Here is a 15,998-nt window from a genome sequence, read left to right on the forward strand (position 1 = left end):
TCATCGTCAGTTCTCCCATGCCTCAGGAGAAGTGAATCAGCAGCCAAGCCATCACTCAAGTGGAGTTTTTCAACACCTTCTCCGCTGAGCCGACATCCATTCCCGCCAAAGGCGGTTTTTGAGCGCGCTCTTCTGATATAGCTTTCTGGTCGCAATAAATTTGTCGAAGCGCGCTCTGCGCAATGCAATAATGCCGGGGCAAGCTCCGGCATTATTGGTATTCTAGCGGCCCCGGATGCGCGGATCGAGCGCGTCGCGCAGGCCGTCGCCAAGGTAATTGACCCCCAGCACCGTCAGCGAGATCGCGATGCCCGGCAGAACGACACGTTCGGGGTAATCCTCCATCCGGGCGACCGCATCGGCCAGCATCTTGCCCCAAGTCGGAAAGTCCGATGGAAAGCCAACGCCCAGAAAGCTCAGCGCGGATTCGGTGATGATCGCGGTGGCAAGGCCCAGCGTTGCCGACACCATGATCGGCGAGAGCACGTTGGGCAGCAGGTGGCGCCGGATGATGGCGAAGGGCCGCGTGCCGATGGAGCGCGCCGCCAGCACGAATTCCCGCTCCTTGAGCGCAAGCACATCGCCGCGCACGATCCGCGCCGTCGGCATCCACGAGGTGATGCCGACCACCGCGACGATCAGGATGAACATGCCGCCCTCGGGGCCGAAATTGGCGCGCAGCGGCTGGCGGAACAGCGTGACCGCCACCAGCAGCAGCGGCAGGATCGGCAGGCTCAGGAACAGGTCGGTCAGCCGCATCAGCGGCCCGTCGAGCCGCTTGAAGAACCCCGCAACCACGCCGACGCCGGTGCCAATGATCAGCGACAGCAGCATCGCCGCCCAGCCCACCGCCATCGAGGCCCGCCCGCCCGCGATCAGCTGCGCGAGGTTGTCGCGCCCCAGCTGGTCGGAGCCGAGCGGATGATTCCAGCCGGTCTTGGCCTCGGGGTTCCACAGCGCGGTATAGATCGGGCGCATGTCCTTGGCCCGGATGTCGAGCTTTTGCGCATCCAGCGTCCACAGGTAGGGGCCAAGCAGCACACCGAAGGTGATCAGCATCAGGAAGAAGGCGCCGATCATCGCGCCCCGGTGTTTGCGGAACTGAGCCCAGACGTCTTTCCATTTCGACCGGGGCGGGGCGTCGGGCCCCTTGTCCCTGAGCGCTTCGATGGGGGCCACGGTTTCGGGGGCGGCCACAATCAGATCGTCCTGCGGGCTGTCAGTCATAGCGGATCCTCGGGTCGAGCAGGCCGTAAAGCACATCGGCGATCAGGTTGAAGGTCACGATCAGGAAGGCGAAGATGAAGGTCAGGGTCATCACCATCGGCAGATCATTGGCAAACAGCGCCGTCAGCAGCAGCTGGCCGATGCCATTCACCTTGAAGACGTTCTCGGTGATGATCGCGCCGCCAAAGATCGCCGGAACCCCCAGCGCAATCACCGTAACCACTGGAATCATCGAATTGCGCAGCACATGCACCATGACCACGATGGCTTCGGATAGCCCCTTGGCCCGCGCCGTGCGTACGTAATCCTGCCCCAGATTGTCCAGCATCGAGGCGCGCATGTAGCGCGACAGCTGCGCCGTGGTCTGCAGCGCCAACACCATGATCGGCATCACCATCTGGCGCAGCTGCACGGTGAAGCTGTCCCAGTCATTGACCACATGGGTGGTGTCATAGATCGACGGGAACCAGCCGAGATAGACCGAAAAGATCACGATCAGCAGCGGCCCGGTAAAGAACGGCGGGATCGAAAAGCCGACCATGGTGATAAAGGTGCCGGCCTGATCGAATACCGAATACTGCCGGTAGGCGGAATAGATGCCGATGGGCAGCGCGATCAGGATGCCGACGATATACGACAGCCCCACCACCCACAGCGTCTGCGGGAGGCGCTGCAGCACGATGTCCATCACCGGCGAGCGGGTCTGCCAGCTGATCACCCGCAGCTCGTCCTGATAAAGATGCGTATCGGGCAGCCAGCCCAGAAGGAACGTCTCGCGGGTCAGCCAGTCGATGAAGATCTTCGGCTCGGTCCAGAATACCTGCACCAGCCATTTCCAGTATTGCACCAGCGGCGGCTCTCCGAGACCCAGCGCCTGACGCATCTTTTCCTTCACGTCCGGCGGCACTGTCAGTGGCACCTGCGCCATCGGATCGCCGGGGGCGAGCTGAAGCAGCATGAAGATGACGAAGCTGATGAACAGCAGCGTCGGAATGGACAGCAATAGGCGCCTTACGGCGAATGTCAGCATGGTCGGTGGCCTCCGGTCTGGGCGCGGCTGGCGAAGCGGTTCCGTTTCATCGCGCTCTAGCGGCGCGGGCACCACCCTGCAACGGGCAGCGTTACGGAAAACGGGGCTTGCCGCTGGCAAGACGCCCGAAAATCAGGCGCGCCCCCGTTCGAGGGCGCGCCAAGACGGCATCAGCCGTCGATGCGGTACCAGTCCGCGGCGTTCCAAAGCTCGGAATCCCAAGTGTTCAGGATCACGCCGCCAAGGCTGTTGGAATGGGCCGACACGCGGCCACGGTCGACCAGCGGAACGATGGTGTAGCTGTCCTTGGTCAGCATCTCGTTCAGCTTCTTGGCGATCTCGCCGCGCTTGGACAGCTCGCCAGTGGCGGCCAGCTCGTCGAGCAGCGCATCATAGGCGGGATCGCAGTAGCGGTTGATGTTTTCGCCCTGCCATTGCGACGAAGGCTTGGGCTCGTTGCCGCAGCGGTACATCTGCAGATAGCTCTGCGGATCGGTGCCATCGAAGTTGTTGGCGTACATTTCCACGTCGGCATAGAACTTCTGGAAGGTGTCGGGCGAACCGGGATCGCCGCCGAAGAACACCGAGCTGTCGACATTGCGCAGTTCGACCTCGACACCGATCTGGTTCCACCAATCCTTGATCAGGGCCTGAAAATCCTGACGCACGGCGTTGGTCGAGCTTTGGTACAGCAGCGAAAGCTTTTCGCCGTCCTTGTCGCGGATGCCGTCGCCATCGCTGTCGGTCCAGCCGGCCTCTTCGAGCAGCGCCCTGGCGCCGTCCAGATCCTGCGTCAGGCAGTCGGTGTTGGGGCTGGCGTACATCTCGGGCGCGGGCACGAGGTTACAGGTGGCACGGCCAGCCTGACCGTAGCCGACCTCGACCAGCAGATCGCGGTCGATGGCCATCGACAGCGCCTTGCGCACGTTCAGATCCGACAGGATCGGGTGCGGATGGGCCACGGTCGCGCGCTCGCCCTCGGGCAGGTCGGGCGAGGGGTCGGTCATGTTCATTTCGATGCGCTCGACCAGCGTGCCGAAGGCCGACACCGGCACACCGGCGCCCGCTTCGGCCATCGATGCCAGCACGTCGGGGGCGAGCTGCAGGTTCCATGCGTAATCCATCTCGCCGGTCTGAAGCACGGCGCGCGCCGCCGATTCCGCATCGCCGCCGCCCTTGAGTGTCGCGGTGGCAAAGGCGGGCTTGGCCGGATCGCGGTAGTTGGGGTTGGCCGACAGCGAGATCACGTCGTTGGGCTTGAACTCGTCAACCACGAACGGGCCGGTGCCGATCGGCTTGAAGTTGGCGTCGGTGCAGGTCGATGCCGCCGCGCCCATGCAGGATTCGAACTGCGCCTTTTGCAGAATCGGTGACTGGCCACCCATGAACGGGCCGTAGGGGTTCGGCATCGCCTTGTCGAAATGCACGATGATGGTCAGATCATCCGGCGTTTCGATTTCCGAAATATGGTCGAACTTGGCCAGCTGCGCGCAGCCGCCTTCGGGGTCCATGCAGTAATCGGCGGTGAATTTCACGTCGGCAGAGGTCAGCGGGGTGCCATCGGACCAGGTCAGCCCTTCCTTGAGCTTCCACGTGATGGTGGTCAGGTCTTCGGAGACGCCGCCGTTCTCGACGGTGGGGATCTCGGCCGCGAGATAGGGCACCAGCGCGCCGGTCTGGTCGTAACGACCCAGCGGTTCCAGAACGAGGCTGGCGGCCTCGATGTCCTTGGTGCCGCCCGACAGGTAGGGCGTCATGATCGACGGCGCCTGCCAGTAAATGATGTTGACGTGCCCGTCCTCGCCTCGCTCGGCAAAGGCGGCCGGGGCCAGCGCGGACGTGGCGACCGCCCCGAGCAGCAGGGTCTTGAGGGTCATGGGTCTCTCCTTGTTGGGCTCACGGCCGCTCTGGGCCGCTTGTTGGTCTTGGGGCCACCGGTCGACACATCGGCCATGGCGCTTCCCTGCGCCAATTCGAACCACATGCGCAGGGAATTGCAAGCGTTGCCGTCGGGAAATCTTGTCGGGGGGTTTGACACTTGCTTGGCGCTGCCCGTAGCCTTGGCATCTTGAGATCCCCAGGAGAGCCGAAATGCTGGACAGCGCCGGACCCATCGCCCGCATCGAAAAACTGCGCGTGGAATTCCAGACCAAGGACGGCACCGTCGCCGGGGTCAAGGACGTGAGCTTTGACATCAACCCGGGCGAGACGGTCTGCGTGGTGGGCGAGAGCGGGTCGGGCAAGTCGGTGTCCTCGCTGGCATTGATGCGGCTGATCGAGTTCGGCGGCGGCACCATCGCGGGCGGCCGGTTGCTGTTCGATCGCAAGGATGGCGGCGAGATGGATCTGGCCACGGCGGATCAGGACTTGATGCGCACCATCCGGGGCAACGAGATCGGCATGATCTTTCAGGAGCCGATGACCGCGCTGAACCCGGTGTTCACCGTGGGCCGCCAGCTGACCGAAGGGCTGCGGGTGCATCGCGGCATGTCGAAGGACGCGGCAGAGGCGCGAGCGCTTGAACTGCTGCAACAGGTGCGCATTCCAGAGCCCGAGCGGCGGCTCAAGCAGTATCCGCACGAGCTTTCGGGCGGGATGCGCCAGCGTGTGGTGATCGCCATGGCACTGGCCTGCAAGCCGCGCCTGCTGATCGCCGACGAACCGACCACGGCGCTGGATGTGACCATTCAGGCCGAAATCCTCGCCCTGATGGACCGACTCAAGCGCGAGACCGGCACGGCGGTGATGTTCATCACCCATGATATGGCGGTGGTGGCGCAGATGGCCGACCGCGTGGTGGTGATGTTCCGCGGCAACAAGGTCGAGGAAGGCCCGGCGACGCAGATTTTCGAGACCCCGCAGCACCCCTATACCAAGGCGCTGCTGGCGGCGGTGCCCAAGCTGGGCGAGATGACCGGCAAGGCCTATCCCGAGCCGATGAAGCTGCTGGGCCGCGAGTCGGATGCCATCGCGCCCATCGTCGGCACCGACACGCCGCTGCTGACGGTCGAGAAACTGGTGACGCGGTTTCCGGTCAAGGGCGGCTTCTTCCGTCGTACCGTCGCCAATGTGCATGCGGTCGAGGATGTCAGCTTTACCATCAACAAGGGCCAGACCCTGAGCCTTGTCGGCGAATCGGGTTGCGGCAAATCGACCTGCGGGCGCTCGCTGTTGCGGCTGGTTGAGCCGGATCAGGGCCGGGTGGTGCTCGATGGCACTGACGTGATGGGGCTGGGGCCGAACATGCTGCGCAATGCGCGGCGCGAAATGCAGATGATCTTTCAGGACCCGTTTGCCTCGCTCAACCCGCAGATGGGGTTGGCCGATCAGGTGGCCGAGCCGATGCGCAATTACGGTACCCATTCGGGATCGGAGATGATGGACCGCGTGGCGATGCTGTTCGACCGGGTGGAGCTGCCGCGCAGTTTCATGCGGCGCTATCCGCACGAGTTGTCGGGTGGGCAGCGCCAGCGCATCGCAATTGCCCGTGCGCTGGCCCTGTCGCCCAAGCTGATCGTCGCCGACGAGGCGGTGTCGGCGCTGGACGTGTCGGTGCAGGCGCAGGTGCTGAACCTGATGATGGAATTGCAGGCGGATCTGGGGCTGTCGTATCTGTTCATCAGCCATGACATGGCGGTGGTCGAGCGGGTGTCGCACAATGTGGGCGTGATGTACCTTGGCCGTATCGTCGAGATGGGGCCGCGGGCGGCGGTGTTCGAAAACCCGCAGCACCCCTACACACGGGCCTTGATGCAGGCGGTGCCTGTGGCGGATCCGCGCCGGCGCAAATCCGAGAAAGACCTGAATTTCAAACCGATCCCGTCGCCGATCCATCCGGTCGGCTATGAACCTGCCGCGAATGTCTATGCCGAGGTTGCGCCGGGGCATTTTGTCCTGACCTCCGACAGCGGGTATTGAAAAGGGGGGCCAGCCCCCCGCCTGCGGCTCCCCCCGGAGTTTTCCGGGCAAGATGAAGCGCGGGCGCGGCGCGTTATGGGGGTGTTGCGTGGCTTGATGCCGGGGCGGCACGGGCGTAGGTCATTGGTGGACATACGAAGGACCCGGACATGCCACAGCATCTTTCCCCCCGTGAAATCCTTGCCGAGCTCGTCGGTTTTGCGACCGTAAGCCGCGATCCGAACCTGCCGCTGATCGAATGGGTGGCGGGGTATCTGCACAGCCACGGCATCGAGAGTTTCCAGCACCGCAAACCCACCGAGCTGGATACCAAGGCGGCGCTGTTTGCCCATGCCGGGCCGCGCGTTGCGGGGGGCGTGGTCTTGTCGGGACATACCGACGTGGTGCCGGTGGATGGCCAGAGCTGGACATCGGACCCGTTTGTGCTGACCGAACGGGAGGGGCGGCTCTATGGGCGCGGCACCACCGACATGAAGGGGTTCGATGCGCTTGCGATCTGGGCTATGGTCGAAGCGCAGCAGCGGGGCGTGCCCTTGCAACTGGCGCTGAGCTACGACGAAGAGATCGGCTGCGTTGGGGGCAGGGATCTCGCCGAGGCGCTGGTGGCCAGTGATCTGCCGCGCGCCGCTTCGGTGATCGTTGGCGAGCCGACGATGATGAAGGCGGTGTCGGGGCACAAGGGATCGGTGAATTTCTGGGTGCATGTGCACGGGGTTGAGGTGCACTCATCGATCCTGCACACCGGCGTTTCGGCGATCATGTGGGGCGCCAAGCTGATCGAGTGGTGCAACGGCATCAATGCGCAGAACGCCGCGAGCACACCGGGGCCAGTGGCGGCGATGTTCGAGCCGCCCTATACCAACGTCCACGTCGGGCAGATTTCAGGCGGCACGGCACATAACATCACCGCCAAGGATTGCGCCTTCGGGGTTGGTTTTCGCATCGTGCCGGGCGAGACCACGGAGCAATGGGTGACGCGTTTCAAGGCCGAAGTCGCGCGGCTGACCGAGCAGATGCAGCAGGTGCGCCCCGAGGCGTGGATCGAGATCACGCCGATGTTCGAGGTGCCGGCGCTGCGGCCGGGCGCGAACAACAGCGCCGAAACACTGGTGCGCGCGATCACCGGCGACAATGCCAGCCTGCAGGTCAGCTATGGCACCGAGGCGGGGCATTTTCAGGCGGCGGGCTATGATGCGGTGGTGTGCGGGCCATCGGATATCATCCTTGCCCATACCCCGGACGAGTATATCGAGATCGCCCAGCTAGAGGCCGGGCAACGTTTCATGGACCGGCTGCTGACCCGGCTGGGCTGACACGCGCGCCTGACCGTGCCGGGCCGATCCGCTTGCGGGCGGTGCGACGGGCTGGCAGGCTGCGCCGCAAAACTGGAAAGGACCCTTCATGCCCGTCAAGAACCGTTTCGCCGAGCTTCAGGCCGAGATCACCGCCTGGCGCCGCGATCTGCACGAGAATCCCGAACTGCTGTTCGACACCCACCGCACATCGGGCGTGGTGGCCGACAAGCTGCGCGCCTTTGGCTGCGACGAGGTGGTCGAGGGCATCGGGCGCACCGGCGTGGTCGGCGTGATCAAGGGCAAGGCGCAGAGCTCGGGCAAGGTCATCGGGCTGCGCGCCGACATGGATGCGCTGCCGATCACTGAGAATACCGGGGTCGAGTACGCCTCGAAAACGCCGGGCGCGATGCATGCCTGCGGCCATGACGGCCATACCGCTATGCTGCTGGGCGCGGCGAAATACCTGTCGGAGACGCGCAATTTCGACGGCACCGTGGTGGTGATCTTTCAGCCCGCCGAAGAGGGCGGCGGCGGCGGCAAGGTCATGTGCGACGATGGCATGATGGACCGCTGGGGCATTCAGGAAGTCTATGGGATGCACAACTGGCCGGGCCAGCCTTTGGGCAGCTTCGCGATCCGGCCCGGCGCCTTCTTTGCGGCGACGGACGTATTCGAGGTCACCATCGAGGGGCGGGGCGGTCACGCCGCCAAGCCGCATGAGACGATCGACCCCACGGTGACCTCGGCGACCATCGTCACGGCGCTGCAAAGCATCGCCTCGCGCAATGCCGATCCGGTCAGCCAGATCGTCGTGTCGATCACCAGCTTTGTCACCTCGAGCCAGGCCTTCAACGTGATTCCCGCCCGCGTTACGTTGCGCGGCACCGTGCGCACCCTGTCGGCGGAGAACCGCGATCTTGCCGAGGAACGTATCAACCAGCTCTGCACCGGCATCGCTAGTGCCTATAATTGCAGCGCAAAGGTGGAGTACACCCGTAACTATCCCGTGATGGTGAATCACGACGAGCAGACCGCCTTTGCCGCCGAAGTGGCGCGCGAGGTGTCGGGTGATTGCGCCGATGCGCCGCTGATCATGGGCGGCGAGGATTTCGCCTTCATGCTCGAGGAGCGCCCCGGTGCCTACATCCTCGTCGGCAACGGCGACACCGCCATGGTGCATTCGCCCGAGTACAACTTCAACGACGAGGCGATTCCCGCCGGGTGTTCGTGGTGGGCCGGACTGGCGGAACGGCGGATGCCCGCCGCCTGACAATATCGTGAGCATCAGTGCTCGGATTGTTACATTTATTTTGTGATATGTAATGATCACTGACGAGTAGGGCGGGGCCATGTCTGGCCCCTCCTTTGGTTTGACAACAGGAAAGACGATATCATGCGCAAGCTGCTGATTGCCACGCTCGCTGCCGCCGTGCCTGCCACGATGGCCCTTGCCCAATCCGCCGAAGACACCGTGAAGGCGCGTCAGGGGTTCTTTCAGCTGATCAGCTTCGAGATGGGCGGGCTTGCCGCCATGGCCAAGGGCGATGTCGAGTACGACGCCGAGGCGGCCAGCGCCCATGCGGCGGATCTGTCGACGCTGATGTCGCTGCACATCGCCGATTACTTTGCACCAGAGACATCGAACGCCGATCTGCCGGGCAAGACCCGCGCGCAGCCGGTGATCTGGGAAGACATGGATGGCTTCATGGAAAAGGCCACGGCGCTGAACGCGGCGGTCGAAACCATGGCCGGGGCGGCCGGCAACGGGCTGGATGCGCTGCGCCCGGCGGTCGGTCAGCTTGGCGGTGCCTGCAAGGCCTGCCACGACGATTACCGCGCCAAGAGCTTCTGATCCCGTGAGCGCCGGAACCAAGGAGCCCTCCGGCGAGATGTGGGACCCGGTTGTCCGGGTTCTGCATTGGGCGCTGGTGTTGGCCTTCGCCACCGCTTGGGGGCTGGGGAAGTTCGGCCCGGCGCAGATGACGCTGCATTTTTACGCGGGCTACACGGTGGCGGCCATCGTGACGCTGCGGGTGATCTGGGGGCTGATCGGGCCGCGCACCGCCCGGTTTACGAGTTTTGTCAAAGGCCCGCGCGCCATCGCCGCCTATGCACGGCGCCTGCCCAATCGCGCGCCGTCACGGACGTGGGGGCACAACCCGGTGGGCGCGCTCTTCGTGGTCGGCGTGCTGGCGGTTCTGGCGATGCAGGTGCTGTCGGGGCTGTTTTCGGACCCCGAGGATTACATCAACGTCGGCCCGCTGGCGCAATATGTCAGCTACGAGACCACACAGAGGGCGCTGGCCCTGCACGAACCGCTGTCGACGCTGCTGCTGATCATGGTGGCGATCCACATCGGGGCCATCGTCTTTTACAAGCGCTGGAAGGGCGAAGACCTCGTGACCCCGATGATCACCGGTCGCCGATAAGCCATCCCTGCCGGAACGCGCAAGGATGGCACCCGGATGCGCTTTGCGCTAAACCCTGCGCAAGAGCAGCCCAAGGAGACCCGCGTGAGCCAACGCGCCAATATCATCTGCATCAAATGGGGCACCCTGTTCGGGCCGGAATACGTCAACCGGCTGTATTCCGGAGTGCGGCGCAACATGGCGCGTCCCGTGCGGTTTTTCTGCATGACCGAAGACGCGCAGGGCCTGCACCCGGATATCGAAGTGCTGCCATTGCCCACCGAACCCTTTGCCGAGCCGATGGCACAGGCGCTGGCTGTGGCAAATCGGCAGGGGGCGATGCGCAAGGTGTCGCTGTTTCGCCCCGGCCTCGTGCCCGATCTGGACGGGCCGTATCTGGGATTCGATCTGGATGTGGTGATCACCGGCAGCCTTGACGATATTCACGATCTTGCCCCCGGCACCGTTGCCATGCGCCACGACTGGACCGAAAAGCGCAAGGGTCGGCCCACCGGGCATGGCTCGGTGTTTCGCTTCGATCCGGCGCAACACGGGTTTCTCTACGAGGATCTCGCCGCCGATGCCTACAGGGAAGTCGAACAGGCGCGTGGATCGGAACAGCGCTACACCAGCCACAAGGCGATGGATCGCGGGGTGTTCACCTATATCCCCGAACCTTGGGTGGTCTCGTTCAAATATGATTGCAATCCATTTCCGGGCAACTGGCTGCATCCGCCGCGCCTGCCGCAGGATGCGCGCGTCGTCTGTTTCCACGGACGGCCCAAGATGAGCGACGCGCTGAGCGGCTGGAATGGTTCGCTGATCCGTCATTCCAAGCCTTGCGATTGGCTGCAAGACCACTGGATCGACCGCTCGCGGGCGGATCTCGGCTCGGAATGGGCCTGATGGTCTCGCCAAGGCTTGCCCCGGGGCCTTGGGGCAGGGTATGAGCGGGGCCACGAAAAATCACGTTATATCGACCGAGAAGAGGGCAGACAGCATGCGTCGTGTCGTTGTCACCGGGCTGGGGCTTGTATCGCCCCTCGCGGACGGAGTGGAAAAAAGCTGGGAACGCCTTCTCGACGGTCAGTCGGGCGCGGGCCCCATCAAGAATTTTGATACCGAGGGGCTGGTCACGACCTATGCCTGCGAGGTGCCGCTGGGCGAGGCCGAGGGCGAGTTCAACCCGGACCGTTATCTGGCGCCCAAGGAACAGCGCAAGATCGACACGTTCATCCTGTTTGGCCTTGCAGCCGCGCAGCAGGCTGTCGAGGATTCCGGCTGGATGCCGACAGAGCGCGAAGATCTGGACCGCACTGGCGTTCTGATCGGCTCTGGTATCGGCGGGCTGAATTCCATCGCCAATACCGCTGTCACCATGGAAAACAAGGGGCCGCGCCGGGTTTCGCCGTTCTTTGTGCCGGGCGCGCTGATCAACCTGATCTCGGGTCAGGTGTCGATCAAATACGGCTTCCGCGGCCCGAACCATTCGGTGGTCACCGCCTGTTCCACCGGCGCGCATGCCATCGGCGATGCCATGCGGCTGATCCGCTATGGCGATGCCGACGTGATGGTGGCAGGCGGGGCCGAGGCCGCGATCTGCCGCATCGGCATCGCCGGCTTCAACGCCTGCAAGGCGCTGTCGACCAAGCGCGCCGATGATCCGACCAAGGCCAGCCGCCCCTATGACGCTGATCGCGACGGGTTCGTGATGGGCGAGGGCGCAGGCATCGTGGTGCTCGAGGAATACGAGCATGCCAAGGCCCGCGGCGCCAAGATCTATGCCGAGGTGCTGGGCTATGGCATGTCGGGCGACGCCTATCACATCACCGCCCCGTCCGAGGATGGCGACGGAGCCGAACGCTCGATGCGCGCGGCGCTGAAATCGGCCAACCTTGCGCCGACGGATATCGATTACATCAACGCGCATGGCACCTCGACCATGGCCGACACCATCGAGCTGGGCGCCGTGGAACGCCTACTGGGCGATCACGCCGCCAGCGTCACCATGTCCTCGACCAAATCGGCCACCGGGCACCTTCTGGGCGCGGCGGGCGCGATCGAGGCGATCTTCTCGATCCTCGCGATCCGCGATCAGGTTGCACCGCCGACCATCAACCTCGACAACCCGGCGGTCGAGACCCCGATCGACCTTGCGCCCAACGCCAAGCGCGAGCGCAAGGTGCACTACGCCCTGTCCAATTCCTTTGGGTTCGGTGGCACCAACGCCAGCGTGATCTTCGGAAAGGTGGACTGAGCCATGTGGCGCAACATCGCCTCCAATGCGATGACCTTTCTCGTGGTCATCGTCTTCCTCTTCGGGGGCGTGCTGCTCTGGGCGCAGAACGAATACCGCACGGCGGGTCCTCTGGACGCGCCGATCTGTCTTCAGGTGCAGCGCGGCAGCAATTTCAACCGGGTGTCGGCTGATCTTGAAGATCAGGGCGCGATCACCTCGGGCACACTGTTCCGGCTTGGGGCGGATTACACCGACAAGACCGCGCTGTTGAAGGCCGGCTCGTATCTGGTGCCCGAAGGCGCGACCATGCCCGAGATCACCGACATCATCACCCGCGGCGGGGCTTCGACCTGCGGCACCGAGGTGGTCTATCGCATCGGCGTCACCAGCGCCGAAGTGCAGGTGCGCGAGCTTGACCCGGCGCAGGGCCGCTACGCCGAGGTTCTGGCCTTTGATCCCGCCGAAGACGCGCCCGCAGATTACGCGGCGTTTCGCGACGATGTCGGCACGCGCTTTCGTGTCGCGCTGGCCGAAGGCGTGACCAGCTGGCAGGTGGTCACCGAGCTGGGGCAGGTTGATATCCTTGAGGGCGAGGTTGCCGATCTGCCCGCCGAGGGCGCGCTTGCCCCCGACAGCTACGAGATCGCCAAGGGCGACAGTCGCGCCAGTGTCATCACCCGGATGCAGGACGCCCAGCAGCAGATCCTTGCCGAGGCATGGGCGAACCGCGCGCCGGGTCTGCCCTATGCCTCGCCCCAAGAGGCGCTGACCATGGCCTCGATCGTCGAGAAGGAAACCGGCGGTCCGGATGAACGCCCGCTGGTGGCCAGTGTCTTCGTCAACCGCATCGAGCGCGGCATGCGTCTGCAGACAGACCCGACGGTGATCTATGGCATCACCAAGGGCGAAGGCGTACTCGGGCGCGGCATCCGGCAGTCCGAACTGCGCCGCGAGACGCCCTACAACACCTATGTGATCGACGGCCTGCCACCGACCCCCATCGCCAACCCCGGTCGTCTGGCGATCGAGGCGGCGCTGAACCCGGCTGAGTCCGACTACCTCTACTTTGTCGCCAAGACGCTGGACCCGGCAGACGGGCATCTGTTCGCCGAAACGCTGGACGAACACAACCGCAACGTTGCCGCCTATCGCAGGCTTGAGGCCGAACGCGCCAACCAGTAGCCTCAGCGCAGAGCACCAAAAAATGAAAAGCCCCCGATGCGGAATGCGTCGGGGGCTTTTGTTTGTTCGGCGTGGCTTGCGCCTGTCACGCCTCCTTGGGGCGCAGCAGCAACCAGATCAGCGCGCTGCCTGCCAGCATCAGGAACGGCGCCATCGCCATGTTCACCGCCGCCCATCCAGCCTGCGGCGAGCCCCCCGTGCAGTTCATCAGCCCGCCCGAGGCGAGCGAGGCCATGGTCACCCCGCCGAACACCAGCAGATCGTTCAGGCCCTGCATCCGGCCCCGCTCTTCAGGGCGGTGGGCGCCGGCCAGCATGGTCGTTGCGCCGATGAAACCGAAGTTCCAGCCGATCCCCAGCAGCACAAGCGCGGCAAAAAACTGTTCCAGCTCGACCCCGGTCAGCGCCACGCCGCCCGCACTGGCGAGGATCACCAGCCCCAGCGCAATCACTTTTTCGACGCCAATGCGTGCGATGACATGGCCGGTGAAGAAGCTTGGCACATACATCGCCAGCACATGCGCGGTAACGACATTGGCGGCATCCGCGGTTTCAAACCCGCAGCCGACCACCGCAAGCGGCGACGAGGTCATCACGAGGTTCATCAGCGCATAGCTGACCATGGCGCAGATCACCGCCACGGCGATGCGCGGCGTGGCCAGCAGTTCGCGCCGCGAGCGGCCCTTGGGCGCGTCATGCGCCGGCACCGGCGGTTTGGGGATGCGCAGGAACAGGAACAGCGTGCTGCCAACCAGGTTCACCGCGATCACCGTCGCATAGGTGCCAAGGAAGGGAACGACAAAGGCATTGGCCGTCAGCTTCACCAGCTGTGGGCCGATGATCGCGGCGGCCAAACCGCCCGCCATGACATAGGAAATCGCCTTGGGCCGGAATGCCTCGCTGGCGGTATCAGCGGCGGCAAAGCGATAGAACCCCTGCGCTGACATGTAGATACCGGTCAGGAAGCTGCCCACAAGGAACAGTGGGAAGGATGCGATATACAGCGCATAAGCCCCGACAGCGCCGCCCAGTGCGCCGCCAAGCGTGCCCAGCATGAACCCGGCGCGGCGGCCGAATTTCTGCATGAACGCCGACACCGGGGTGGCCGCGCTCATCGAGCCGAGCACGATCAGCGAGATCGGCAGCGTGGCAAAGCAGGGGTTGGGGGCAAGGCTCTGCCCGGCAAGCCCGCCGATGGTAAAGATCATCGGCATCTGCGCGCCCAGCAGGGCCTGCGCCATGACCAGCACGATGACGTTGCGTTTGGCGAGGCTGTCTTGAGGCATGTCGGTCTTTCGGCGCAGGTTTCGGGTGGAGCTTGTGGTGTCCCCCGTGTCAGACTGGGGGCAACCCATTGCTTTGGCACCGGGATAAGTGCATTCAACACAAGATGAAAGGCTCACCGTGGTTGGACGGATCATCGAAAGCGATGCCTGTATCGCCGAAGGCGCAGCGTGGCTGGCCGAGGTTGAGCCGCGCTTTGCCCATGCCTTGTCGCTCACCGGGCCTTTGCCGCTGCGCCTGCGCCCCGACGGCTTTGCGCAGCTGCTCTCGGCGGTGGTCAGCCAGCAGGTCAGCGTCGCGTCGGCGCGGGCGATCTGGGCGCGGCTTGAAGCGGCGGGCATAACGCAGCCGGGGCCGGTGCTGGCCGCCTCGGACGAAGAGCTGCGCGCGCTGGGGCTGTCGCGGCAAAAGGCCAGCTACGCGCAGGCGCTGGCCGGCGCGGGCATTGATTTCGACGCGCTGCGCGCCGCGCCAACGGGCGAGGTCGTCAAGACGCTGGTGGCGGTCAAGGGCATTGGCATCTGGACTGCCGAGATCTACGCGATGTTCTCGCTGGGCCGGGCGGATGTGTTCGCGTCCGGAGATCTGGCCTTGCAGGAAGGGGCGCGGCTGCTGTTCGATCTACCCGAGCGGCCCAAGGACAAGGCCCTGCGCATCATGGCCGAATCGTGGTCGCCATGGAGGTCGGTTGCGGCGCGCGCGCTCTGGGCCTACTACCATGTGGCGAAGCAAAGAGAGGGCATTGCATGACGCGCGTTCTGACAGCTGGCCGCAAGGAGCCCGTTTCGGGCGAAATCCGTTCCTGCGTGGTCTTCCTGCATGGCTACGGGGCCAATGGGGCCGATCTTCTGGGGCTGGCCGATCCGCTGGGCGAACACCTGCCCGACACGCTGTTCGTCGCCCCGGACGCGCCCGAGGATTGCGCCGGCTCGCCAATGGGCTTCCAGTGGTTTCCGATCCCGTGGATCGACGGCTCCTCTGAAGAGGAATCGATGCAGGGCATGGCGCGCGCGGTCGAGGATCTGAACGCGTTCCTCGATGCGCTGATGGTCGACGAGGATTTGTTGCCCGAACAGGTCGCACTGTTCAGCTTTTCGCAGGGCACCATGCTGGCGCTGCATGTCGCGCCGCGGCGCGAGGATGAGTTTGCCGGTCTGGTGGCGTTTTCCGGTCGGCTGTTGCAGCCCGAACTGCTGGCGGACGAGGCTGTAAGCCGCCCGCCGGTGCTTTTGGTGCATGGCGATCAGGATGACGTGGTGCCGGTGGAATCCCTTCCGCAGGCGGCCGAAGCGCTTCAGGGCGCGGGCTGGAAAGAGGTCTTTGCCCATATCCAGAAGGGCACTGGCCATGGCATCGCGCCCGATGGGCTCAGCGTCGCGCTGGCTTTCATTCGTGACAAATGCGGGTTCTGAATGG

15 protein-coding genes are annotated in these 15,998 nt (G+C 64.5%); 10 read left to right on the plus strand and 5 right to left on the minus strand.

Features of this window, described 5'->3' with window-relative positions; translation table 11 throughout:
* The 4 genes from Q4543_RS03255 to Q4543_RS03270 form a co-directional block, all read right to left on the minus strand.
* Positions 1 to 212, minus strand: a 212-nt coding sequence (locus Q4543_RS03255) for a hypothetical protein (protein ID WP_303436321.1), incomplete at its 3' end; no start/stop codon positions are given.
* Between the two features lie 10 nt (positions 213 to 222).
* Entirely contained in the window at positions 223 to 1,227 is a 1,005-nt protein-coding gene (locus Q4543_RS03260) for an ABC transporter permease (RefSeq protein WP_216004898.1), read from the minus strand.
* Entirely contained in the window at positions 1,220 to 2,257 is a 1,038-nt protein-coding gene (locus Q4543_RS03265; protein ID WP_303436324.1) for an ABC transporter permease, read from the minus strand. Before Q4543_RS03265 ends, Q4543_RS03260 begins: the two co-directional genes overlap by 8 nt.
* 170 nt (positions 2,258 to 2,427) lie before the next feature.
* Positions 2,428 to 4,134 (minus strand): peptide ABC transporter substrate-binding protein, encoded by a 1,707-nt coding sequence (locus Q4543_RS03270; protein ID WP_303436325.1) that lies wholly within the window; start codon positions 4,132 to 4,134, stop codon positions 2,428 to 2,430.
* 214 nt (positions 4,135 to 4,348) lie between these two features.
* On the opposite strand from Q4543_RS03270, the gene Q4543_RS03275 reads away from it, so the two are divergent.
* The 8 genes from Q4543_RS03275 (at position 4,349) to mltG (ending at position 13,299) form a co-directional block, all read left to right on the plus strand.
* Positions 4,349 to 6,175, plus strand: a complete 1,827-nt coding sequence (locus Q4543_RS03275; RefSeq protein WP_303436326.1) for an ABC transporter ATP-binding protein — start codon at positions 4,349 to 4,351, stop codon at positions 6,173 to 6,175.
* Between the two features lie 149 nt (positions 6,176 to 6,324).
* A complete protein-coding gene (gene argE / locus Q4543_RS03280) occupies positions 6,325 to 7,488 on the plus strand; it encodes an acetylornithine deacetylase (RefSeq protein ID WP_303436327.1) in 1,164 nt (387 codons plus the stop codon).
* Positions 7,489 to 7,576: 88 nt separating this feature from the next.
* Positions 7,577 to 8,740: a M20 aminoacylase family protein gene (locus Q4543_RS03285; RefSeq protein ID WP_303436328.1), complete on the plus strand. Its 1,164-nt coding sequence runs from the start codon at positions 7,577 to 7,579 to the stop codon at positions 8,738 to 8,740.
* A gap of 123 nt (positions 8,741 to 8,863) precedes the next feature.
* Positions 8,864 to 9,322, plus strand: a complete 459-nt coding sequence (locus Q4543_RS03290; RefSeq protein WP_303436329.1) for a cytochrome c — start codon at positions 8,864 to 8,866, stop codon at positions 9,320 to 9,322.
* Positions 9,323 to 9,359: 37 nt separating this feature from the next.
* Positions 9,360 to 9,899 carry a cytochrome b/b6 domain-containing protein gene (locus tag Q4543_RS03295; RefSeq protein WP_303436442.1) on the plus strand — a complete coding sequence of 180 codons (540 nt, stop codon included), beginning with the start codon at positions 9,360 to 9,362 and terminating at the stop codon, positions 9,897 to 9,899.
* An 84-nt stretch (positions 9,900 to 9,983) separates the two neighbouring features.
* Complete coding sequence (locus Q4543_RS03300; RefSeq protein WP_303436330.1) at positions 9,984 to 10,784, plus strand: glycosyl transferase; 801 nt, start codon at positions 9,984 to 9,986, stop codon at positions 10,782 to 10,784.
* A 94-nt stretch (positions 10,785 to 10,878) separates the two neighbouring features.
* The gene (fabF, locus tag Q4543_RS03305; RefSeq protein WP_303436331.1) at positions 10,879 to 12,135 is read left to right on the plus strand and encodes a beta-ketoacyl-ACP synthase II; all 1,257 of its coding nucleotides are present in this window, start codon (positions 10,879 to 10,881) and stop codon (positions 12,133 to 12,135) included.
* Positions 12,136 to 12,138: 3 nt separating this feature from the next.
* The gene (gene mltG / locus Q4543_RS03310) at positions 12,139 to 13,299 is read left to right on the plus strand and encodes an endolytic transglycosylase MltG (RefSeq protein WP_303436332.1); all 1,161 of its coding nucleotides are present in this window, start codon (positions 12,139 to 12,141) and stop codon (positions 13,297 to 13,299) included.
* An 85-nt stretch (positions 13,300 to 13,384) separates the two neighbouring features.
* On the opposite strand, the gene Q4543_RS03315 is transcribed toward mltG, so the two are convergent.
* Positions 13,385 to 14,584 carry an MFS transporter gene (locus Q4543_RS03315; RefSeq protein WP_303436334.1) on the minus strand — a complete coding sequence of 400 codons (1,200 nt, stop codon included), beginning with the start codon at positions 14,582 to 14,584 and terminating at the stop codon, positions 13,385 to 13,387.
* A gap of 118 nt (positions 14,585 to 14,702) precedes the next feature.
* Here Q4543_RS03315 and Q4543_RS03320 point away from each other — a divergent pair, with 118 nt between their 5' ends.
* Both Q4543_RS03320 and Q4543_RS03325 read left to right on the plus strand, forming a co-directional pair.
* Positions 14,703 to 15,332, plus strand: a complete 630-nt coding sequence (locus tag Q4543_RS03320; RefSeq protein ID WP_303436335.1) for a DNA-3-methyladenine glycosylase — start codon at positions 14,703 to 14,705, stop codon at positions 15,330 to 15,332.
* Positions 15,329 to 15,994, plus strand: coding sequence for an alpha/beta hydrolase (locus tag Q4543_RS03325; protein WP_303436336.1), 666 nt, complete (start codon positions 15,329 to 15,331; stop codon positions 15,992 to 15,994). The genes Q4543_RS03320 and Q4543_RS03325 overlap by 4 nt, the downstream gene beginning before the upstream one ends.
* Positions 15,995 to 15,998: the final 4 nt, after the last annotated feature.

Origin of the sequence: Salipiger sp. 1_MG-2023, from assembly GCF_030547555.1 — a bacterium.
In the GTDB taxonomy this organism is placed as follows: domain Bacteria; phylum Pseudomonadota; class Alphaproteobacteria; order Rhodobacterales; family Rhodobacteraceae; genus Salipiger.